The 20,813-nt window shown below is 44.6% G+C and carries 16 protein-coding genes and 1 tRNA gene; 7 read left to right on the top strand and 10 right to left on the bottom strand.

Annotation, left to right across the window (positions count from 1 at the left end; all coding sequences use genetic code 11):
- Positions 1 to 33: 33 nt before the first annotated feature.
- Both GJS45_RS02565 and GJS45_RS02570 read right to left on the bottom strand, forming a co-directional pair.
- The gene (locus GJS45_RS02565) at positions 34 to 981 is read right to left on the bottom strand and encodes an acetyl-CoA carboxylase carboxyltransferase subunit alpha (RefSeq protein ID WP_162339867.1); all 948 of its coding nucleotides are present in this window, start codon (positions 979 to 981) and stop codon (positions 34 to 36) included.
- Between the two features lie 88 nt (positions 982 to 1,069).
- Positions 1,070 to 1,723, bottom strand: coding sequence for an ABC transporter ATP-binding protein (locus GJS45_RS02570; protein ID WP_162339868.1), 654 nt, complete (start codon positions 1,721 to 1,723; stop codon positions 1,070 to 1,072).
- A gap of 247 nt (positions 1,724 to 1,970) precedes the next feature.
- On the opposite strand from GJS45_RS02570, the gene sucC reads away from it, so the two are divergent.
- On the top strand, positions 1,971 to 3,185 hold the full coding sequence (gene sucC / locus GJS45_RS02575; protein ID WP_162339869.1) for an ADP-forming succinate--CoA ligase subunit beta: 1,215 nt from the start codon (positions 1,971 to 1,973) through the stop codon (positions 3,183 to 3,185).
- 38 nt (positions 3,186 to 3,223) lie between these two features.
- A tRNA-Arg gene (locus GJS45_RS02580) sits at positions 3,224 to 3,297 on the top strand.
- Between the two features lie 121 nt (positions 3,298 to 3,418).
- Here GJS45_RS02580 and GJS45_RS02585 read toward each other — a convergent pair.
- Positions 3,419 to 3,838: a transposase gene (locus GJS45_RS02585; protein WP_162339870.1), complete on the bottom strand. Its 420-nt coding sequence runs from the start codon at positions 3,836 to 3,838 to the stop codon at positions 3,419 to 3,421.
- A 502-nt stretch (positions 3,839 to 4,340) separates the two neighbouring features.
- Between GJS45_RS02585 and GJS45_RS02590 the strand changes: the two genes are divergently transcribed.
- Positions 4,341 to 6,845 (top strand): M56 family metallopeptidase, encoded by a 2,505-nt coding sequence (locus GJS45_RS02590; protein WP_162339871.1) that lies wholly within the window; start codon positions 4,341 to 4,343, stop codon positions 6,843 to 6,845.
- Positions 6,846 to 6,968: 123 nt separating this feature from the next.
- Entirely contained in the window at positions 6,969 to 8,177 is a 1,209-nt protein-coding gene (locus GJS45_RS02595; protein WP_162339872.1) for an alpha/beta hydrolase family protein, read from the top strand.
- Between the two features lie 134 nt (positions 8,178 to 8,311).
- On the opposite strand, the gene GJS45_RS02600 is transcribed toward GJS45_RS02595, so the two are convergent.
- A complete protein-coding gene (locus tag GJS45_RS02600; protein ID WP_235954554.1) occupies positions 8,312 to 9,577 on the bottom strand; it encodes a twin-arginine translocation signal domain-containing protein in 1,266 nt (421 codons plus the stop codon).
- Positions 9,577 to 11,130 carry a sulfatase family protein gene (locus GJS45_RS02605; protein ID WP_162339873.1) on the bottom strand — a complete coding sequence of 518 codons (1,554 nt, stop codon included), beginning with the start codon at positions 11,128 to 11,130 and terminating at the stop codon, positions 9,577 to 9,579. Before GJS45_RS02605 ends, GJS45_RS02600 begins: the two co-directional genes overlap by 1 nt.
- Before the next feature lie 198 nt (positions 11,131 to 11,328).
- On the opposite strand from GJS45_RS02605, the gene GJS45_RS02610 reads away from it, so the two are divergent.
- Positions 11,329 to 12,882, top strand: coding sequence for a hypothetical protein (locus GJS45_RS02610; protein WP_162339874.1), 1,554 nt, complete (start codon positions 11,329 to 11,331; stop codon positions 12,880 to 12,882).
- Between the two features lie 77 nt (positions 12,883 to 12,959).
- Here GJS45_RS02610 and gap read toward each other — a convergent pair whose 3' ends face one another.
- On the bottom strand, positions 12,960 to 13,964 hold the full coding sequence (gene gap / locus GJS45_RS02615) for a type I glyceraldehyde-3-phosphate dehydrogenase (RefSeq protein ID WP_162339875.1): 1,005 nt from the start codon (positions 13,962 to 13,964) through the stop codon (positions 12,960 to 12,962).
- Positions 13,965 to 14,191: 227 nt separating this feature from the next.
- Here gap and GJS45_RS02620 point away from each other — a divergent pair, with 227 nt between their 5' ends.
- Complete coding sequence (locus tag GJS45_RS02620) at positions 14,192 to 15,145, top strand: bile acid:sodium symporter family protein (protein ID WP_317165065.1); 954 nt, start codon at positions 14,192 to 14,194, stop codon at positions 15,143 to 15,145.
- 16 nt (positions 15,146 to 15,161) lie between these two features.
- On the opposite strand, the gene GJS45_RS02625 is transcribed toward GJS45_RS02620, so the two are convergent.
- From GJS45_RS02625 to GJS45_RS02640, 4 genes are read right to left on the bottom strand one after another with little or no spacing between them, the layout of a single operon-like run.
- Positions 15,162 to 16,187 carry an aldo/keto reductase gene (locus GJS45_RS02625; RefSeq protein WP_162339876.1) on the bottom strand — a complete coding sequence of 342 codons (1,026 nt, stop codon included), beginning with the start codon at positions 16,185 to 16,187 and terminating at the stop codon, positions 15,162 to 15,164.
- An 11-nt stretch (positions 16,188 to 16,198) separates the two neighbouring features.
- Positions 16,199 to 18,079 carry a TonB-dependent receptor plug domain-containing protein gene (locus GJS45_RS02630; protein WP_235954555.1) on the bottom strand — a complete coding sequence of 627 codons (1,881 nt, stop codon included), beginning with the start codon at positions 18,077 to 18,079 and terminating at the stop codon, positions 16,199 to 16,201.
- The gene (locus GJS45_RS02635) at positions 18,049 to 18,471 is read right to left on the bottom strand and encodes a phosphoribosyltransferase (protein ID WP_162339877.1); all 423 of its coding nucleotides are present in this window, start codon (positions 18,469 to 18,471) and stop codon (positions 18,049 to 18,051) included. The genes GJS45_RS02630 and GJS45_RS02635 overlap by 31 nt, the downstream gene beginning before the upstream one ends.
- Positions 18,472 to 18,503: 32 nt before the next feature.
- A complete protein-coding gene (locus GJS45_RS02640; RefSeq protein ID WP_162339878.1) occupies positions 18,504 to 19,031 on the bottom strand; it encodes a hypothetical protein in 528 nt (175 codons plus the stop codon).
- A gap of 167 nt (positions 19,032 to 19,198) precedes the next feature.
- On the opposite strand from GJS45_RS02640, the gene GJS45_RS02645 reads away from it, so the two are divergent.
- On the top strand, positions 19,199 to 20,737 hold the full coding sequence (locus GJS45_RS02645) for a GH3 family domain-containing protein (RefSeq protein WP_162339879.1): 1,539 nt from the start codon (positions 19,199 to 19,201) through the stop codon (positions 20,735 to 20,737).
- Positions 20,738 to 20,813 lie beyond the last annotated feature (76 nt).

Here is a 20,813-nt window from a genome sequence, read left to right on the forward strand (position 1 = left end):
GTCCTGGATTTCAGAGGGTATGATTTACCCCGGTTATTCATTAACAACACCCATGGCGCAGAATTTGTCAATACGTGCCACGATCCGTTTGTCCGGATTGATTTTGTCCAATTCCTTCAGCGATGTAATGATGGTTTTTTTCATTCGGGTGGCCATATCCTGCATATTCCGGTGGGCTCCTCCCAATGGTTCGTCTATTATGGCATCAATCAGGCCATTAGCCTTCATATCTGGGCTTGTAAGCTTCAGTGCTTCGGCAGCTTGTTCTTTATAATCCCAACTCCGCCATAAAATGGAGGAACAGGATTCCGGTGAAATAACTGAATACCATGTATTTTCGAGCATGAATACCTTGTCCCCAATAGCGATCCCCAGCGCACCGCCAGAGGCACCTTCCCCAATCACGATACAAATAACCGGAACTTTAAGCTTAAACATCTCCCGAAGGTTTCTGGCGATCGCCTCCCCTTGGCCGCGCTCCTCTGCTTCAATACCCGGAAATGCACCGGGAGTGTCTATCAGAGTAACGATGGGTTTTTTAAATTTTTCCGCCATCTTCATCAGCCGCAGTGCTTTCCGGTATCCTTCGGGATTTGCCATTCCAAAGTTTCTTTCCTGGCGCTGTTTGGTATTCCTGCCCTTCTGCTGACCAATAAACATAACCGTTCGGCCATCCAGATCTCCCAATCCTCCGATCATGGCTTTATCATCTTTCACCGTCCGGTCGCCATGCAATTCGATAAAATTATCGGTCATTTCGTAGATGTAATCCAAGGCATAAGGCCTGTCACCATGGCGGGAAAGTTGTACCCTTTGCCACCTGGTTAGATTCTGGAAAGTCTCTTTTTTTAAGCTATGAAGTTTTTCTTCCAGCGATTGAATATCAGCCGATAAGTCAACGTTTTTCCCCTTTGCCAATTGAATCATTTCGTGAAGTTTAAGCTCCAGATCAGCAATAGGTTTTTCAAATTCTAATACCATAAAGTGCAGTTTTGAAGTTACAAAGATAAAAATTAATTTTTGAAACCACGGTTAACCTTTATCAAAGATACCGGATATCCTTTTCATTTTATCTTAAAATTTTCCCATCTTCCATGGTAAGCATGCGATCCGACATTTCGGCAAGTCCCTGGTTATGGGTTACGATGATAAACGATTGGCCAAACTCATCCCTTAATTTGAAAAACAGTTCGTGCAAGGCCTGCGCATTTTGCGTGTCCAGGTTACCACTGGGCTCGTCTGCAAAAATCATATCCGGATTGTTGACCAATGCCCTGGCGACTGCCACCCGTTGTTGCTCCCCACCCGATAATGCCGCCGGTTTATGCGATAGCCGGTTTTGGATTCCCAGCAATTTAGCCAGCTCTTCGGTTCTCTTTTTAAGGGTAATTTCGGATTTTTTGCCCATCAGTCCTGGGATCATGATATTTTCCGCTGCCGTAAATTCCGGTAACAGGTTATGAAATTGAAATATAAACCCGATTCTGTTATTTCTAAAAGTAGCCAATTTATCCCCATTTAATTTCAACAAATCCAGGCCTTCCACTTCCAGATTACCGGAATCTGCTTTATCCAGCGTTCCCAATATATGTAGCAAAGTACTCTTTCCGGCACCCGAAGCACCGACTATCGAAACAATCTCCCCCTTTTCAATGGAGACATCTACTCCTTTTAAAACGTGAAGTTCACCGTAATATTTATGAATGGATTGTGCAATGAGCATAGACAGGGGTACTATATTAAAAGGTATTGAAATAAGAGAACATGGGTAAAATTAATCAAAAATTTAAAAAAGCAGGACACGGTCTTCGTTAATCGCCGGCAATTTTGGTATTCTTCTGATTTATAATGGCATAGCCTTTTTATTAAAAGAATAGAACGACAATCTTTCCCTCTTTGCCCAAAAAGGCCAAAGCAAACCTTGAATTATCGGACATTTGACATTAACTTCGGGCAAAAATTTGATCCGAATGAATATACACGAATATCAAGCCAAGGAAGTTTTAAAATCTTACGGAGTAAAAATACAGGAAGGAATCGTAGCAGATAGTCCCGAAGCCGCACTAGAAGCTGCTAAAAAGCTGAATGCAGATACCGGCACTTCCTGGTACGTGTTAAAAGCGCAGATCCACGCTGGAGGAAGAGGAAAAGGAGAGATTAAGGAAACCGGCTCACGAGGGGTGGTTTTGGCCAAATCACTGGAAGAAGTTCCGGAGAAGGCAAAAAATATATTAAACGGAACCCTTGTAACCATTCAAACAGGCGAAGACGGAAAATTGGTTAAGAAAATTTTGGTAGCCCAGGATGTTTATTATCCCGGAAAATCAGAACCAAAAGAATATTACCTGTCCATCCTGCTTGACAGGGCCACGGGCAGTAACGTAATCATGGCATCCACAGAAGGTGGTATGGACATTGAGGAAGTAGCCGAACATACCCCTGAAAAAATCATTAAGGAGTGGGTAGATCCATCTTTGGGTATACAGGCCTACCAGGCAAGGAAAGTGGCTTTCCAACTTGGATTGGAAGGAAATGCCTTTAAAGAGATGGTTAAATTTATCCTGGCCTTATATGCAGCTTATGATGCTACCGATGCCTCACAGTTCGAAATCAATCCGGTATTAAAAACCTCTGATGACCAAATACTCGCTGTAGACGCAAAAGTAAACCTGGACGACAATGCTCTTTTCAGAAACAAGTCACTTGCAGCGATGCGGGATATTGCAGAAGAAGATCCATTGGAAGTAGAAGCCGGGGAATCAGGCCTCAACTATGTCAAACTTGATGGAAACGTAGGCTGTATGGTTAACGGCGCGGGTCTGGCCATGGCCACCATGGATATGATCAAACTTTCAGGTGGCGAACCAGCCAATTTTCTGGATGTTGGAGGAGGAGCCAATGCCCAGACGGTAGAAGCTGGATTTAGGATCATCCTTAAAGATCCCAAAGTACAGGCCATACTCATCAATGTCTTTGGAGGAATCGTTCGTTGTGACCGGATTGCTACGGGTGTGGTGGAAGCTTACAAATCGATCGGAGACATACGTGTACCCATTATCGTTAGATTGCAGGGAACCAATGCCGAGGAAGGTGCGAAAATAATCGATGAATCGGGCCTGAAAGTTACCTCTGCCATTACTTTAAAAGAAGCTGCAGAAAAAGTACAAAATGTACTGAAACCTTAAATAAATTTTATTAGTTTTGCGCCACGCTAACGCAAAAGGCACCCGTAGTTCAACTGGATAGAATATCGGATTTCGGCTCCGAGGGTTGAGGGTTCGAATCCTTCCGGGTGTACAAAAAAAGCCTCCTTTTAACCAAAAGGAGGCTTTTTATTTTTCTAAATCACCAGCTCGATCACCAAATTACTAATTAGTGGTAGGCTGAGCCATGATCCAGATAGTAGATTAGCGGGCTATCAGGCCTCTTTAATCCACTTAAATAAGGTCTGATAGGTAACACCTGTCTCTTTACTGAAGTCGGCTTTTGTTTTACCCTCTGCTTCTGCCTTTTTCCAGGCTTTGAGGATATTTGCTTTTTCCTGATCTGAATAAGTTCTCCTTCCCCTACTCATTGGCTTGTCACCTTTACCTTCTACTCCATAAATAAATTGAAGTAAACCAATAAATTTTGAAGCCTCATTTTTAGAATGAATTCCAAGCTCACCCAGGTCAGCAAGTGCAGTGTCTTTTACATTCTTTGTAACGAATGGATGCGTACCCTTCTTGTGTGCTTCATCTATTGAGTGAAATACGTTGCCCTCTGCATCTTCCATGTAAACGATAGCATCTGATTTTGAAAGATCTGCATACTTGTTTAAAAACTCCTGAATAGTCATTAATAAATTAATTTTAATTGATCGATATATAAATAATCATTATTTCAGGCAAATATACAAATAAATTATTATACCCTAACACAATACAATTTAATTCTATATAAAAAGGTATGGTTATCTAATTTTGTATATCTAAATGAAAACTATATATAGCAAAAGCTGTTCCAATCCTGCGAATTAAAAAGCTTGCCGTTTACTGAAAACCAAATTAGCATTTTCCCTCGGGACTTACCCCAACCAATCAAACCATTCTTTCACACTCCCCTTAGCTTTTACGATTTCTTTAAAAAAAAATTGTTTTTGATTTGGATGTTTAAAACTAAATGGTTAAGTTTATTTCATACTATAGGTCGATTCAAAGACATGCATCAAATTCATTTATAGTATAAGAAAAGGCATGCTAAATCCTCCCTACAAATGAGGAATACAATGTTAGTGTTTGAAAACGTCAGGAGCGTATCCATCACCCAATTAAAACATCCAACTGGTAAACTGAATAAATATGGCAACCATTATCAATTATGTATGGCAAAGTACATTCTGTCTTGGCTTTTTTTATGGACTTTATTGGGTATTCCTGAAAAATGAAAAAACCTTTTTATTCAACCGGATTTTTTTATTGATAACTCCCCTGTTAGCAATTCTATTTCCATTGGTGGAAATACCGGTAACGTTTGATAAGCCCAGCATATCCCTGGAAGATACCGCCTTCTTAAAAGCATTCGATGTTATGGAAACATCGGAAATCATAGGAACATTTGGCTTACCGGAAGTAACGGTTACAGGCAGTAAATTACCCATCCTATGGGGAATTACCGATTACCTCTTTTTAGGTTACCTGATCGTAGCAATGATACTTTTTTGCCACTTATTGTGGCAATATTTACAATTAAGGCAATTAATCGAAAGAGGATGGTACCAAACGGTCTATATCCTAAAGGGTAACTATTTTAAAGTTCCAACGTACGGCATGGCTCCGGTTTTTTCATTCTTCGATAAAGTCTTCTGGGTGGACAATCCACAGTTGCAGCTTCAGGAAAAAGAGCAAATATTGGCGCATGAACTGGAACACGTGAGGCAACGGCATACCTACGATGTGCTGTACTATCAGGTACTCAGCATCCTTTTTTGGTTTAACCCAATGATCCACCTAATGCGGATGGCATTGGTAGACCTCCATGAATACCAGGCAGACGCGCGAGTATTGAAACATACAGAAAACAAACTATCCTATGCGCAACTCATTGCCAGGATGGCCTTCAAAGGGCTGGACTTGCCCTTGGGAAGTTATTTTGTACGGTCCACCACCCTAAATAGAATCCTAATGATGAAACGAGCCCAAAAAACCAATTGGTTGAAAATAGTGATGTTGCTGCCCCTTATGGCCATGCTCTTTGGATTGGTCTCGATGAAAACCAAAGAAGGGGTTACCCTATTTAGTAAAATAAACACCCGCCCGGTGCACCAGCTTAAAAGTCAAATACTGGCGGCTCAGGATTCCATTCAGGTAGGGATCAAGGTCAAAAACGTGAAAAACCCGGTACACTACGAAAGCATTGGTATATTGGAAGATCAGCGTTTGGTCGCCCAACTAGGGGAACTCTCCTATGAGTTTTCGGGAATCCAAAATGAAAAAGACTATTTCAAGGTTTTGGAACTGATTGAAACCCTTCGATCCAATTCGACCATGGTCCGGCAGTATGGCAATGCAGTTACCTTTGATAAGGTGGACAACCAACCAATACCGGAAACTGGCTGGGGCAGTTGGTACGACTACCTTCAGCAGAGCCTGCTACTCTATCAGGACGAGCTGACACCTGCGGCAGGCCCCGTGGAGTTGGAATTTATTATCGACCCGGATGGGGTCCTGCTCCATCCGGTTATCCGGAAAAGCTTCAATAGCACAGTTGACCAGCAGCTGTTGAAGGCAGTCAGCAGTCAGGAGGCACCGCGGTGGAATCCAGGGATTCAAAATGGCAAACCCGTACCTGTGGTTGTGCATACCAAACTCTTCATTTCAGATACGTTTGACGCGGTCCGAACTGAAAAGGTGGTTAATCCAGACCCTGTATTTCCAAACCAGGCAATCGAATCGACTGAAATTGACAGCGATAGACCAACCTCATCCCTTCATATTTCCAAATTTGAAACCGCTACTAAATCCATCAACGACCTGAAGTCTGGTGCCATTACTCTGGGATCGGCAGCCACCAAACATTTTAGTCAAAACCTAAAATATCCGTCAAATGACCGAAAAAATGCAATTGTAGGTACCAGCCTGGTTCAAATTAGAGCCGATAGGCAAGGTAAGATAGTCGATTACCAAGTTATCGATCCACTCTCGTCCGAAATTCAGCAAATGTTACTTGAGGTGTTAAAAGATATCCCGGCTCTCGAGCCTGTTCATCCCAAAGATGAATACCTGGTCATCCTCCCAATTACCTTTCAACTTCGCGGAAGTCGCATTCCATTGCCTCCATCCCAGAAAAAAATGTATGGAGAGGAAATAACCGTCAACGGGTACGGACAATCAAACTCCGGGAAGAATAAGATGCCAGCACTTCCATCCCTGACAAAAAAGGTGTCGCTGAAAATCATCAATAAAGACTACCTTACCATTGACGGATTTACCCTTCCTTTATCTATTGGTCTATCAAATAGTATCAAAACCATCATCCGATACCAACAATGGAATCCGGATAAAATCGAAGTAGTTTTTTATGCTGCCGAAGGAATTAAAATGGAAACCATACAAAAAGTGCAGGAGGCATTACGGATAAATGGGGTCAGAAAAATCGACTATGCAAACCAGTTTCAGTCCGAGCCTTTTGATTCCTCGAAGGACCCCTTGATTCTTATCGATGGGGTGGTTCAGAAAGATAATATTACCTTAAGCAATACCAATCCTGAAAGTATCAAATCCATAAAGGTGATGAAAGGAGATCAAGCCAATTTGTTTGGGAAAAAGGCTAAAAATGGTGTCATCTTAATTGAAACCAAAAAATAAATAACCAGCGACCTTTACTAAAGATACCTGCCAACTTACGGAAGCTCCTCTTCCGTAAATTGGCAGGATTTTTTATATTGCGTCCTATATTGCCACCATAAAAACCCAATTCAATAACTTCCCATGTCATACAAATATATCTTATTCCTTTCATTATGCGTGCTGTTTACTTACCGAACCACTGCACAGGAGGTATTTAATTACGAAGAGTCCAAGGTTCCCACTTTCTCGCTACCCGATCCATTTGTATCTCAAAAAGGAGAAGCAATTGAAACCATTCAGGATTGGGAGTTCCTAAGAAGGAGAGAGATTATTTCCTTGTTTGAAAATCAGGTGTACGGACAACTTCCCCGGGAACGGGATAATATTCATTTCCATCTTGTTTCGGAAGATAAGCAGGCAATGGGCGGCAGTGCCCATTTGAAGGAAATCGACATTCAAGTGGAGCGGAATGGAAAAAGCATCACCATTCGGTTGATTTTGTTTGTTCCAACCCAGGCGAGCAAACCGGCACCGGTATTTTTACTGATTACCCACCGGGACCCGGAGAATATTGATCCTAGGCGAAAGGTGAAAATGGGATTCTGGCCTGCTGAAGCAATTGTAGAAAGAGGATTTGCTGCGGCAACCTTCCATGTGAAAGACGTTTCGGATGATAACAACGATACGTTTAAAGAGGATATCCTCAATACCTTGTATCCCGAGCAACTGGAAATGGAAAATGGGATGCGGGGCCTGGGATCCTGGGCCTGGGGCGCAATGAGAGCCATGGACTATTTCGAAACAGATCCGCTAATTGATGCCAAAAGGTCAGCCGTAGTAGGGCATTCCAGAGGAGGAAAAGCCTCTCTCTGGACCGGAGCACAAGATACCCGCTGGGCCATCACCATTTCGAATGAATCCGGTTGTGGTGGGGCTGCGTTGTCACGAAGAAAGTTTGGAGAAACGGTCAAAAGAATCAATACCAGTTTCCCCTATTGGTTTACGGATAATTTCAATCAATACAACGACCGCGAAGAATTACTTCCCCTGGATCAACACATGCTGATTTCGGCCATTGCTCCCCGAGCCGTGTATGTAGCGAGTGCCTCTGAAGACGAATGGGCGGATCCAAAAGGAGAGTTTCTCTCCCTAAGCCTTGGAACCCGGGTACATCGCGAAATATACGGTATGGAAGGCAGTTTCCCATCTACCCTACCCGAGGTTGAATCGCCCGTACATTTACCTTATGCCGGACACCATATTCGGGAGGGGAAACATAACCTAACCCCTTACGATTGGGATCGTTTTATGGATTTTGCCGATCAACTGTATGGGATACATCATGAGTGAAAGCAAAAGTGTTTTCTGAAAAATCCAAACGGCATCAACGTTAAACCGGGCTATAGTCCCATCAGAGCGCATTATGACAACAAGGCACATGCGGGTATTGATGGAGGGAATTGGAAAAAGGAACCAATAAACGATTAAGTGCCCACAATATCCGCAATGTCCAGGTAATACATTTGCCGGCTGCCTTCGTGGGTGGAATCGAAAAACACCCTCCTTCCCTGCTGGTCGCAACGTGGGTGCAAATCACAACGCCATTCCTCCACGAAACGCTCCGGAGAATGAAATTTCCCTAAAATGACCTTTTTATTAGTGGGAATGTGGTACAGGTAAAGGGTTATCATCCTTTCTTTATCCGGATAAGTATCGTTTAGGACCCATTCCTCATTGGTATGCGGAACGTAAGTATTGTGCCCGTTTCTACCCATGGCCTCCTCTCCTATCAGCTCCATCTCTTCCGTCTTGTCTTTAAGCAACCAAAATCCTGCTTGCTTACCCACGGGACGAGTCCAGACGAAAATATGGTTTGGGTCCCTCCAAACAAAATGGGAGGAATTCCCGGATGGATCCGCTACATATAGGTCCTTACCCCTTGTATTGACTGTAATCATTCGGGTGACAAAGCCGGTTCTAGCCATGATTTGATTGTCCAGGATTTCGGGTCGCCAGCGGTGAAGAAACAGCAGCCGTTCACTATCGGGACTCACCAGCAAGTGATTGAACCAATGCCAATTGTCAGAAACATTCTTTCCCAAATGAGGAATTGCTGCCAAATCGGCTAAACTTAACAAAGAAGTGGTACTCCCGGTTTTCAAATCCATGGTATACAAGCCTATCTCATCAGGAGCTTTAATAGACTGGTAAGGATCGGGAATACCCGCATAGCCATAACCTGGTCTCAAGTTCTGAATTCTGTTAAAGGCTGTTCCAATAGCAAAGGATCCATCTGGGGCCAGCGTATAAACAGGCTCCGGTAAGGTTCGGGTTTGCCCGGTTTGAATATGGTAAATACGGCTCACATAGCTGTCGTTTTGCCGGTCATTCCATATCAGCTCATGCGAGGAACCCGGTATCCATTGCAGCATGCAGGACTGTTGCCAGCCCCAGGCATGGGTTTCACCAATTTTCCTCCATCGATTACCGTTTTCCAGGTCAATCAATCCAATCTCTAGTTTGTCCGTCCGCAACGGAGACCTGCCTTCCAAGCCCACCCGGCAACCCAACGCATAGCGCCCAGATGGATCCACTTGCCACTTATCGTAATAGCCAAACCAGTGGCCGGAAGGCCCTTCGGTAATCCGTACTGGGGTTTTATTAGCTGGCTTACCAATCCAGGCCGGACCGGTAGCCAACAGGGCGCTGCAGGCTGCCGATGAGCGGATAAAATTCCTTCTATTCATCATTATCGGTGGTATTTGGATGTTGGTTGCAAATTAACGGTATCCCCATAATGAATTCTGGCCTCCTGCAACTGTTCCTTCATTGAATTAACAAGTTCCTGATATTCCGGATCTCCATACTGGCTTTTCATTTCATTAGGGTCATTCTTTAGGTCAAAAAACTCCCATTCATCAATCGTATAATAGTGGATTAGTTTGTATCGATCGGTGCGAATGCCGTAATGTTGCCGTACCATATGCCAATCAGGATAGGCATAATAATGATAGTAAATGTATTCCCTCCAGGATTTCACACCTTCCGGGTTTTGCAACAGGGGCACCAGGCTACGGCCCTGCATGTCCCCGGGGATGGGGCTTTCAGCCATTTCCAGAATGGTCTGTGCAAAATCCAGGTTCTGAACCAAATGGGCTACCCGTTCACCGGCAGGGGTCACTCCCGGCCATTTTACAAGTAAGGGCATGCGCAAGGACTCTTCGTACATCCAGCGCTTGTCGTACCAGCCATGATCCCCTAGGTAAAAACCTTGGTCCGAACTGTAAATCACAATGGTGTTTTCCGCCAGGCCCGACTCCTCCAGGTAATCCAACACCCTTCCTATTTCCTTATCCATACTGGCTACCGACCGCAGATAATCTTTCAGGTACCGTTGGTATTTCCATTCGGTCAATTCCTTACCGGAAAGGTTGGCTTCTCTGAATGCCTCGTTTTCCGGTCCATAGGCAGCTTCAAATTTGGCCAGCTGTTCCTCATTCATATAATCCGGGTAAATCAACTTTAGGTCCCGCTCGTTCATATCGGCGGCGATCTCCATTTCCTGTTCGCGGGTAGCACTGGTCCGGTTTTCGTATTCATCGTAAAAATTAGAAGGCAAGGGTAGATCCACGTCTTTGTAAAGATCGTATTCCTCCGGGGCCGGTACCCATTCCCGATGAGGGGTTTTATGGGAATAGGCCAGAAAAAACGGCTTGTCCTTTCCGGTTTGTTTTTCCAGAAAATCGATGGCTTTATCGGTAATCAGGGTGGCCGTATAGCCCGTTTCCTCTTGCTGTCCTGCGGCTTCCGTAAAGATCGGATTGTAATAAGAACCCTGCCCATTTCCCCGGGTCAATACCGACCAATGGTCAAAGCCCGTAGGATCGGACAACAAGTGCCACTTCCCTATCCAGGCGGTCTGGTAACCGGAACGCTGAAGAAGTTTCGGAAAGGTCTGTTGGGCTGCATTAAAGGTGGTATCGTTGTTCAGCATCCCATTAAAATGGCTGTGTTTTCCGGTCAAAATTACCGCCCTGCTGGGACCGCAAATAGAATTGGTACAAAAAGCATTGGTAAACAATACTCCTTCATTTGCTATTCTATCCAGGTTTGGGGTTTGAAGAAAATCGACTAGTTCCGGGTTATTTGCCTTTGGACCGTAGGCTTTTATGGCATGCGTGGCATGATCATCGCTAAAAATAAACAGGATATTGGGTCGCACCGGTTCGGTAGCTTGCCGGGATTCGCAGGAAATCAGCACTAGGAGAAAATTACCCACCAACAAATAGAGAAAATATTTCATATTCAGGATTTAACAAAATTATTAATTAATTTACGCTTCGATATTACCTAATTGATCCGAAAAAAGAAAACAGTCACCCAAAAATTACACCTGTGCTACTTTCCCATATTACTTAAATGCCAGCCTTTATTTTTGTTAAATCCTATTTGCATAGCCCATAATTCCCATACCCGGTATCTCTACTAAATCCCTAAAAAAATGAAAACCTGGATAAAAGTCACGCTGGCAGTCCTGGCATTAATAATGGTCCTCGTCCTTGGTTATGGTACCTATCAGTTTCGGGACCGTCATTCCGGCTATTCGATAGACCTGTTTTTGGAAAACCAGCACCCGGGACCCTTGCAGGCAGGCTTTGCAAAGGTAGATATCAGCCCGGTTGGATTTGATACCTGGGAAGACGCCAATGGAGATGCCCGCTATCAGGAAGCGGACGGAGACCGTTTTCAAGATCTTAACCAAAACGGAGAATTTGACCCCATTTGGGTGGCCGGTTTTCATCAAAACAAACCCGCTTCTGGCATAAATGACCCCCTATGGGCCAGAAGTATGGTACTGGGGGACGGAAAATTCAAATTGGGGCTTTGTATCATTGACATGATTGGTTTTGGTAACGATGAGGTGCTAACATTGAGGAAACGAATTTTGGAAAAAACAGACCTGGATCACCTCATCATTGCGAGCACCCATGTTCATTCTTCACCCGATATGATGGGCATGTGGGGACCGGGGCCTTTTACCAGAGGCGTCAATAAGGAATACCAACAGCGTGTTTTTGATGGAATCGAAACATCCGTTTTAACCGCCATGGAAAATAGCCGACCGGCAAAGATCAAATTTGCTGTCAATGAAAGTGATGCATTGCCGTTGGTGGGCGATAGCCGGGAACCGGTTGTATTGGATGCCGCCGTTCGACTGATGCAGGTATGTGACCGGGAAACGAATGAAACTTTGGGAACGCTCTTAAATTGGGGAAATCACCCGGAAACACTCTGGTCCAAAAACACGCTGATCAGCTCGGATTTTCCGCATTACTGGAGGCATTACATGGAAGAAGGCATCGTTCATGAAAATGAAGTCATCCACGAAGGGCAGGGAGGTGTGGCTATCTTTATGAATGGAGCCCTGGGAGGATTGATGACTACCCGGCCGGGTGATGCCATCACACATCCTTTCACGGGAAAAGTCCATTCCGAAGCCGGGGTGGAGAAGATTGAGGCACAGGGCCTGGCATTGGCAAAGATAAGTTTCGAAACCCTTCAAGCAAGTGGGGATAGCATCTGGGAAGGCAGCCTCTCGCTGCGGGCTAAAACAGTGGCGTTGCCAATGAGTAATAAGCTATTCCGTTTGGCGGCCTTTGTCGGCGTTTTTGACAGGGGCTTTATTAAATGGGGACATGTTCGTTCGGAAATCAATGCCTGGACTCTGGGACCGGCTTCCTTCATCCATATTCCCGGAGAGTTGTATCCAGAAATTGCCAATGGAGGAGTTGAATCGCCAGAAGGTGCGGACTATGCCATTGACCCGGTGGAAGTTCCGGCTATCCGTAGTCAAATGCCCGGTAAATATCGTTTTTTCAGTGGGATGGCCAATGATATGATCGGCTATATCATTCCAAAAAGCCAATGGGACGAAGAAGCCCCCTTTACTTATGGCAGGGATTCCGCTCCCTATGGAGAAGTCAATTCCCTGGGACCGGAAACGGCCCCAATTTTACACCGCGAGGCCTTGAAATTGCTGGAAGACCTGAACTAAGCGATTAAAGTTAAAAAAATAGGGTTGAACCTAAATCCAACCCTATCAAAAATCATGTTTCGGAAATCCCGAATCCGTTATTTTTTAGAAATGTACTGAACCAGATCTACTACTTTGTTGGAATAACCCCATTCGTTGTCATACCAGGCGACCAGCTTAACAAATTTATCGCTCAATTGAATACCGGCACCGGCATCGAATATGGAGGTCCGGGCATCACCGATAAAATCATTGGATACCACGGCATCTTCGGTATAACCCAAAATCCCTTTTAAGTCTCCTTCCGAAGCTTCTTTCATTTTAGCACAAATTTCTTCGTAACTGGCTCCTTTAACCAATCTAACGGTAAGATCTACCACCGATACATCTGGCGTGGGAACTCTAAATGCCATTCCGGTCAATTTGCCGTTCAATTCTGGAATTACCTTACCTACTGCCTTGGCGGCTCCCGTGGAAGAAGGAATGATATTTTGACCTGCGCCTCTTCCGCCTCTCCAATCTTTCATGGAAGGACCATCTACTGTCTTTTGGGTAGCGGTAGTTGCATGAACCGTCGTCATCAGTCCTTCTTCAATACCCCAGTTGTCATTGACCACTTTCGCAAGGGGAGCCAGACAGTTGGTCGTACAAGAAGCATTGGATACATATACCATGTCCGAAGTATAAGAAGATTCATTTACTCCCATAACAAACATAGGGGTATCGTCTTTGGATGGAGCAGACATCACGACTTTCTTAGCCCCTGCGTCTATATGACCTTTGGCGGTTTCTTTTGTCAGGAATAAACCGGTAGACTCCACGATTATTTCAGCACCGATATCAGACCATTTCAGATCGGCAGGGTTTTTCTCGGATGACACACGGATAGCATTTCCATTTACCACCAGTTTCCCGTCTTTTACTTCCACATCACCCTCAAATCGACCGTGGGTGGAATCATATTTAAGCATGTAGGCCATGTAGTCTACACCAATTAGGTCATTGATGCCTACGATTTGTACATCATCTCTTTCCTGAGCGGCACGGAAAACAAGTCTTCCAATCCTACCGAATCCATTGATACCTACTTTGATTTTTTCCATAATGTTACTTGTCTAATCTAAGGTTTAAAAGATTAATAGAAACTGTAAACCTTGCCTAAACTAAGCTGATTCGAACCCACTGGAACAAATCAAAATTAGCTGAAGAAGGTGTTTATACAATCCCATCGAAATTTTCAATGGTCAAATTTATAAAAATTAAACTTATCATTGAAATTTTGCATTTGATTACTTGTAAAAACTTTGAAATAAAGAAAACCGCTCTTTTCTTGTTGATTTATACTATTTTTGACTTTTTTATTGGCTATATGGAAGAATTAGATCAGCTGCAAATACACTTTGATGGGGATTCCTTGTTTCTGATGAATGTTTCCCTGGCAGTGATTATGTTTGGCGTGGCGCTGGATATCGACCTTCAGGATTTCAGACGAATCTGGGCTCGTCCCAAGCCGTTTTTTTTGGGTATCCTGGCCCAGTTTTTGGTACTTCCTTTTTTTACCTGGCTGTTCATCCTGCTGGTTAGGCCTATTCCTAGTGTTGCCTTAGGCATGTTTCTAGTAGCGGCCTGTCCCGGTGGAAATATTTCCAATTTCATGACCCATCATGCCAGGGGAAACAGTGCGCTATCGGTCAGTCTTACCGCATTTGCTACCATTTCCTCCATTGTGCTGACCCCTCTGAATTTTGCCTTGTGGTCAGGTTGGTACAAACCGGCTTCCACGCTGCTTACCAGCATTCAGCTCGATTATTTCGAAGTTTTCGAGACGGTGGCTTTGATTTTAGGAATCCCCCTGGCCCTGGGAATATATGTTCATCACCGAAAGCCATCCATGGCTCGTAAACTGGCGGGTTTACTAAAGCCACTCAGCATAATGGTCTTTATTACGATCGTTATCGTTGCATTTTACAGCAATTTTAGTCTGTTTACCAAGGTAATCGGACTTATTTTTGGATTGGTGCTCGTGCACAATCTCTTGGCGCTCTTGTCAGGCTTCTCTCTGGCCAAAATCGCGGGGCTGAAGTTGGCGGAAACCAAAACGCTGACCATTGAAACCGGTATACAGAATTCCGGACTGGCCCTGGTGCTGATTTTCAACTATTTTGAGGGACTGGGAGGCATGTCCATCATTGCCGGCTGGTGGGGAATCTGGCACATCATATCCGGGCTAACGCTGGCTTCCCTCTGGAAACTGCAAAAAAGGGAAACAGCTGTTTCTCACTAATTGATCCGCAGATGAATCATACTTTGTAATATTCTACCGATCGTCCATCAAATCCGGCCACTTTTTCTACCAACTGGTTTCTTTTGGCAGCATCAAAAGATCGGAACCTTTTAGCGTAATCGATTTTTTCGGAAAGCATATCCGCATCGTCCGCTCCGGTGATCAGCACACTGATCGGTAGGGACCATGAAAAATGCACCGCTTCCTCTACCGTGAGGGCATTGGGAATGATTTTAGGCTTATCGCCATGATTGAAATGTGAAGTTCCGCCAAAAAAACCACCATTCGCCAGGGTTTTCATGGCCATGGGAGCCATTTTTTTCTCGACCAATTTTGGCATGACGTTGGTAATAAAGCTCTTGTAATTAGGGTCAAAGGCATTTACCGGCATCTGGCAGGCCTGAAGTAGGTCCGTACGCTCCAGCATCCGCAGGTGAGCATTGAAATCGGAATGCCCCGAAAAACCAACGTACCGAACTTTTCCACTATCGCGGGCCTGCTGAACCACATCCAGCACCCCATTGGCCAACCTGCCATCCACATCCGATGGGCTGGTAACCGCGTGGATCAACCATAGGTCCAGGTAATCCGTTTTCATACGCCGGAGGGTTCCTTCCAGGTGAGCCTGGGCAGTCTTCCCATCTCTCGCCGTGGATTTGCTTTGGATAAAAGCCTCATCCCTGTATTTGGGGCTTAGGTATTTGCCATACCTTTCTTCTCCTCGTCCATTTCCGTAGGACTCGGCATTATCAAAAAAACGGATCCCTCCTTCGATGGCGCGTTCGATGGTTTTTTCGGCTTCTGTTTCAGGCATTCGGGCGATATGGGCTCCTCCCAGCCCCAACATGGTGACCGCTTCTCCCGTATTTCCAAATTTTCGCTGGGGAAGCAATTCTCCCCATTTATCCCTTGCATAAACTGCTTTTGATCCGGGACTGGAAGTTCCGCCTTGCAATCCGGAAAAAGGGACGGGCAACATGATTCCAGCAGTCAAACCCGCCAGGGATTTCAGGAAGGAACGCCTTTCATTTTCGTATTTCATGGTTTTCTTGATTAAAATTGAAAATTGACACCAGCGGAGAAGTTAATTCCCGGCATGGGGTACCCGTTTTCTAGCTGGTATTCACTGTCAAGCAGATTATTCGCCTGAATATGAGATTTTAGATTGTTCAATATCTGGTAGTTTACCTGCACATTCAGCAAGGTGTAATCCACCGGTTGGGCCTCCCCTGCCATTGAATTGTTCAGCCCAAAAACCTGCTGGGCAAAGGGCATCACCCGCAACTTCCCGAATTGGGCATCCATCTGAAGCTTCAGGTAGTGCTCAGGTGCAAACAACACATTTTCAGAGACATCTGCAAAATTATAACTGAAAATTAATCCAGGAAAGGCATCCGGTCTGTAATTGATTTGAGCTTCGAGTCCTTTATTTCGGAAGGCACCGGTGTTTCTATTTCTGGGGGGAGTCTGGGCCGGATCCACTTGGATGAGGTTATCCCCTTTGGCATAATATACTACCAGCTCCAGGTCCCAGAGACCATCAGGAGACCTGCGAAGGAATCCTAGCTCATGGTTCCACATGGATTCAGGTTGCAGTTCTATATTGGATGGCGGGAATAAAAATAAATCCACCACAGAGGGGCTTCTGAAAGCCTTTGAAGAGGAGAACTTGAATACTTTTTGCGCATCCATTTCGAAAGATAGCCCGAAACCGGGAACGGTCGTCCAGCCAAATTGAGAATTATAGACCTCCCGAACACCGATATTCAGGTGAAGTTTTTCCCAAAGGGTTTGCTGCCATTGCATGTAAACCTCCGTTTGATGCACCTGCTGGGATGCATTCAATCCAACTGACGCAGGAGGCGGAAGGTTTTCGTTACTTGCCTCCCCTCCAAACCGGTTAAAATCGATTCCCAGGGTGATGGTCTGGCCGGGAACAAGTTTTATATTTTGGTAGGCAGCAATTCCCTGATTAAAATCACTGGATTCAAATCCGGTCGTAAATTGATGTTCTCCAAAATTGTGAAAAAACAACGTGGCCCCGGAGACCTTATCCCCCTCGTTGGTAAGGCCCAGTGCTGCCCGACCTCTAAAATAGGTTCTTTTATCATCAAACAAAGGAACTTCCAAGGTCCCCGGGTGCTCGTAAGTGGCATCGGATAATTGAAAATCCCCTGATAGTTTCAAATTGGAATCAATCTGGTGGCTAAGTTTGTAAAAAACAGCCGTGTTTTCGAAACCATCTGCCGCATCTTTTCGGTACCCCTCCGTTTTGCTCCGGTTTAAAGAAAGAACGGATTCCCAGTTTGCAGATTGATATTCTACTTTCCCGGAAAGGTTGTGGGTACCAAATGAGCCTGCAGCAGCACTTACCTTTCCGGACCAACCTGGTTCGGCTGTTTTGGTGGTAATTAAATTGATGGCTCCGCCCATGGCATTGCTTCCATAGAGGATCGATGCGGCTCCCCGAATCACCTCTACCCGTTCAATATCCGTGGAATGATAGGAATCGGCAATGGGGTGGCTGAATATCCCCATGTATTGCGGTTGTCCATCAATTAAAACCAAAATACGATTGTTGGGAGAGCCACTTATGCCTCGGATAGAGATATTCCCTCCCGATCCCGGACCTACTCCGTATCCCAATATTGATCGATCATTAAGCATGAGTCCCGGAACATGCTGTACGAGTGAAGGCAGTACGTTGACATGGGCGGATTGATTCAACTGCTTCTTATCAATAATGGTAATACTGGCGGAAACCTCAGAGGCGGCCCGGGCGGCCCTGGTACCAGTCACCACTACCTGGTCCAGCGCCACGCTCAGAGAGTCCGAATCCTGTGCCTGCAAGGGCATTCGGAAAAAAAACGTCCCCAAAATAAAGCAAGCTAGGGTTAGTCTACTCATCCACTGTTCGCGTCTTTCCAAGGCCATGCCACACAGGATTTTACTTTGGGAAATAATACGAAATCGGCCACCCCTTTTAAAACAAAAGTGTACACCTCATGTCCGGAAAGCTTGTCTTTTACGGTGGCCAGTGTTTTTCCGGTAACTGACACGTCATCTACAATGAGTATGCGGTTATGGCTAAAAAAATCCCAATCGAAATCAGTAAGCGTCTCCGGTGATTCGTAAATGGGTTCGTTGTCATCGTTTCGATAACTTATCCTGACAATTTTTAACGCTGCGCCCAGCTGATGAGCGATCATGCAGGCAGGAGAGGTTCCCCCTCTTCCGATTCCCAACACCATGTCTATTTCAGGGAAATCAAAAGCATGCAGTGCTTCGCTGATCGCATCAAAAGTAATCTCCAGCTTTTGAGTCATTAGTGCTCTTTCTAGTTATCGTGAATAAAAATTTACAGCATATGCTCCTTTTTCGCTTTTTCCATAAACAGGTAACTTAGCAACAGGAGGATCAAGATCCCTGGAAGGCCGTTATATAAGGATTGGATAAAATAACTTACAGGAGGCAGTGGCAATAAACCGAATCCCAGAATAAGTCCCGCACCTGCGACTTTAGCTAAGAGAATCCCTGGTACTACTGCCCAAAAAGGAACCTTTTTTGAAAACAGATAGCTGATAACGAGGGTAAATACCATTAATTCCAGCGATAAAAGAATCACCAGCGACCATTGCTCGTTTCCGGAAATCAGAAAATTAAGCAGCGGTGAAAGGGCTGCTGCTACGAGAGCCGGAACCTTATCAATTAAAATGAAGGCAAGCAAGGGGACATAAAACATCGGAAGCAAAATAGCACCTAAAGGGATGCCCTGAACGGGGGGACCTAAGTGCACCACTATGGGAAAGAGTACTGCTGCCAGCAATGTCACCAGCATGATCGGTACGGGACTGTTTTTGTATTGGTGTTTTATCAAATGTATCATCGGTAACTGGTAGATTGTTAAGTTTAAAGTAGGTAAAAATTTTCAAGCATACAATTTTTAATGTGAAATTCCACCAACCAGGCTGAAATCGGGTCGTCTGGGTTTCTGGTCTGATAATTGTGCAACCATTTTTTATAGAAATTTTGATAATCATTAGCTAAGAGAATATGCCAGTAATCGGTGAATTGATAAAAAAAGCAATTGCTATAGGAGAAAAACTGAATACAGATGCCAGCCCTTTGGAAAAGCAAACCAAAGTATTGCAGGAATTACTAGAAAAGGCAAACGAAACTTCTTTTGGCATCTACCATGGATTTGATCAGATACTGAAGGAGGAGAATCCCATCGATAAATTTCAGGCTAAAGTACCCTATCATGATTATGATAAAATCTATCAGGACTGGTGGCATAAGATAAGGGAAGGGCATAAAGACATTACCTGGCCGGGTATAAATCGATTTTTTGCAGTAAGCTCCGGTACCACCAGCAATAGTAAGTACATCCCTGTGACGGATGATATGTTGGATGCCATTCGGAAAACAGGTGTTCAGCAAATCGTAAGTTTGTCTCATTACAATTTACCTGCTGACTTTTTTGAGCGACAGATCATGATGTTGGGTAGCTCTACAGAATTAAAGAAGAACGATGGGTTTTTGGAAGGTGAAATTAGCGGAATTAGTGCCAGCCAGATACCTTTCTGGTTCAACAATTTCTATAAGCCCGGACCTGAAATCTCAGCCATTGAGGATTGGGACGAACGCATTGAAAAAATTGCAGAAAAGGCCGGGGAATGGGACATAGGGAGTATTTCCGGAATTCCATCCTGGATTGAATTGATGATGAAGCGGGTAATTGCCTATCATAAGGTGGATACCATCCATGACATCTGGCCACACCTGGAAGTTTACACTCCGGGAGGCGTTGCGTTTGAACCCCACCGGAAAAGTTTTGAAAAAAACCTGGCGCATCCGCTGGTCTACATCGATACCTACCTGGCATCGGAAGGGTTTCTTGCGTTTCAAAAAAGACCCGACACCGATGCGATGGCCCTGGTGTTGGACAATGGGGTCTTTTTCGAATTTGTACCGTTTAAACCGGAAAACATGGACGAGTCAGGCAGTGTCCATCCGGATGCTCCATCGTTAACCATCGATCAGGTTGAAGAAAACCAGGATTATATATTGGTTATTTCTACGGTTGCCGGTGCCTGGCGATACATGATTGGCGATACCATATCGTTTACCAATAAAGAGAATGCCGAGATTAAAATTACGGGCAGGACAAAGTTTTTTCTCAATGTAGTCGGCAGCCAACTCAGCGTTCATCAAATGGATAAGGCCATGGAAGCCCTACAGGACCAATTCAACCTTACCATCCCGGAATATACGGTCAGTGCCGTTCAGGAAAACGGGGAATACCTGCATCGTTGGTATTTGGGAAAGGAAACCGGGGAAGGCAATAGAGAGGAAGTAAAGGAATTCCTGGACCAATTCCTGCAGGAAAATAACAAAAACTACAAGGTAGCCCGCAGCAAGGCATTGAAATCCATAGAAGTAGAAATTATTCCGGCTGCTGCTTTTGTCGATTACAATGAAAAGCAAAAAAAGAAAGGAGGACAGACCAAATTTCCCAGGGTGATGAAAGAAAACACGTTTTCCAAGTGGGAATCTTTTCTGAGTCAACAAGGCCATATTTCCAGCAGGTAAAAACCGTTCCGCACTGACATTTTGGCAAAATAAGCGTACTTTTGAGCGATCATTCAACCACCGGAACGAATAAAAG

The organism is Cyclobacterium salsum (genome assembly GCF_010119245.1).
Taxonomy (GTDB): domain Bacteria; phylum Bacteroidota; class Bacteroidia; order Cytophagales; family Cyclobacteriaceae; genus Cyclobacterium; species Cyclobacterium salsum.

Coding starts and splice junctions, on each gene's coding strand:
- gap (WP_162339875.1), bottom strand. CDS start 13,964: ATGGAAAAAATCAAAGTAGGTATCAATGGATTCGGTAGGATTGGAAGA.
- GJS45_RS02570 (WP_162339868.1), bottom strand. CDS start 1,723: ATGCTCATTGCACAATCCATTCATAAATATTACGGTGAACTTCACGTT.
- GJS45_RS02585 (WP_162339870.1), bottom strand. CDS start 3,838: ATGACTATTCAGGAGTTTTTAAACAAGTATGCAGATCTTTCAAAATCA.
- GJS45_RS02630 (WP_235954555.1), bottom strand. CDS start 18,079: ATGGCCTTGGAAAGACGCGAACAGTGGATGAGTAGACTAACCCTAGCT.
- GJS45_RS02590 (WP_162339871.1), top strand. CDS start 4,341: ATGGCAACCATTATCAATTATGTATGGCAAAGTACATTCTGTCTTGGC.
- GJS45_RS02610 (WP_162339874.1), top strand. CDS start 11,329: ATGAAAACCTGGATAAAAGTCACGCTGGCAGTCCTGGCATTAATAATG.
- GJS45_RS02635 (WP_162339877.1), bottom strand. CDS start 18,471: ATGACTCAAAAGCTGGAGATTACTTTTGATGCGATCAGCGAAGCACTG.
- GJS45_RS02565 (WP_162339867.1), bottom strand. CDS start 981: ATGGTATTAGAATTTGAAAAACCTATTGCTGATCTGGAGCTTAAACTT.
- GJS45_RS02600 (WP_235954554.1), bottom strand. CDS start 9,577: ATGATGAATAGAAGGAATTTTATCCGCTCATCGGCAGCCTGCAGCGCC.
- GJS45_RS02640 (WP_162339878.1), bottom strand. CDS start 19,031: ATGATACATTTGATAAAACACCAATACAAAAACAGTCCCGTACCGATC.
- GJS45_RS02625 (WP_162339876.1), bottom strand. CDS start 16,187: ATGAAATACGAAAATGAAAGGCGTTCCTTCCTGAAATCCCTGGCGGGT.
- GJS45_RS02595 (WP_162339872.1), top strand. CDS start 6,969: ATGTCATACAAATATATCTTATTCCTTTCATTATGCGTGCTGTTTACT.
- GJS45_RS02605 (WP_162339873.1), bottom strand. CDS start 11,130: ATGAAATATTTTCTCTATTTGTTGGTGGGTAATTTTCTCCTAGTGCTG.
- GJS45_RS02645 (WP_162339879.1), top strand. CDS start 19,199: ATGCCAGTAATCGGTGAATTGATAAAAAAAGCAATTGCTATAGGAGAA.
- sucC (WP_162339869.1), top strand. CDS start 1,971: ATGAATATACACGAATATCAAGCCAAGGAAGTTTTAAAATCTTACGGA.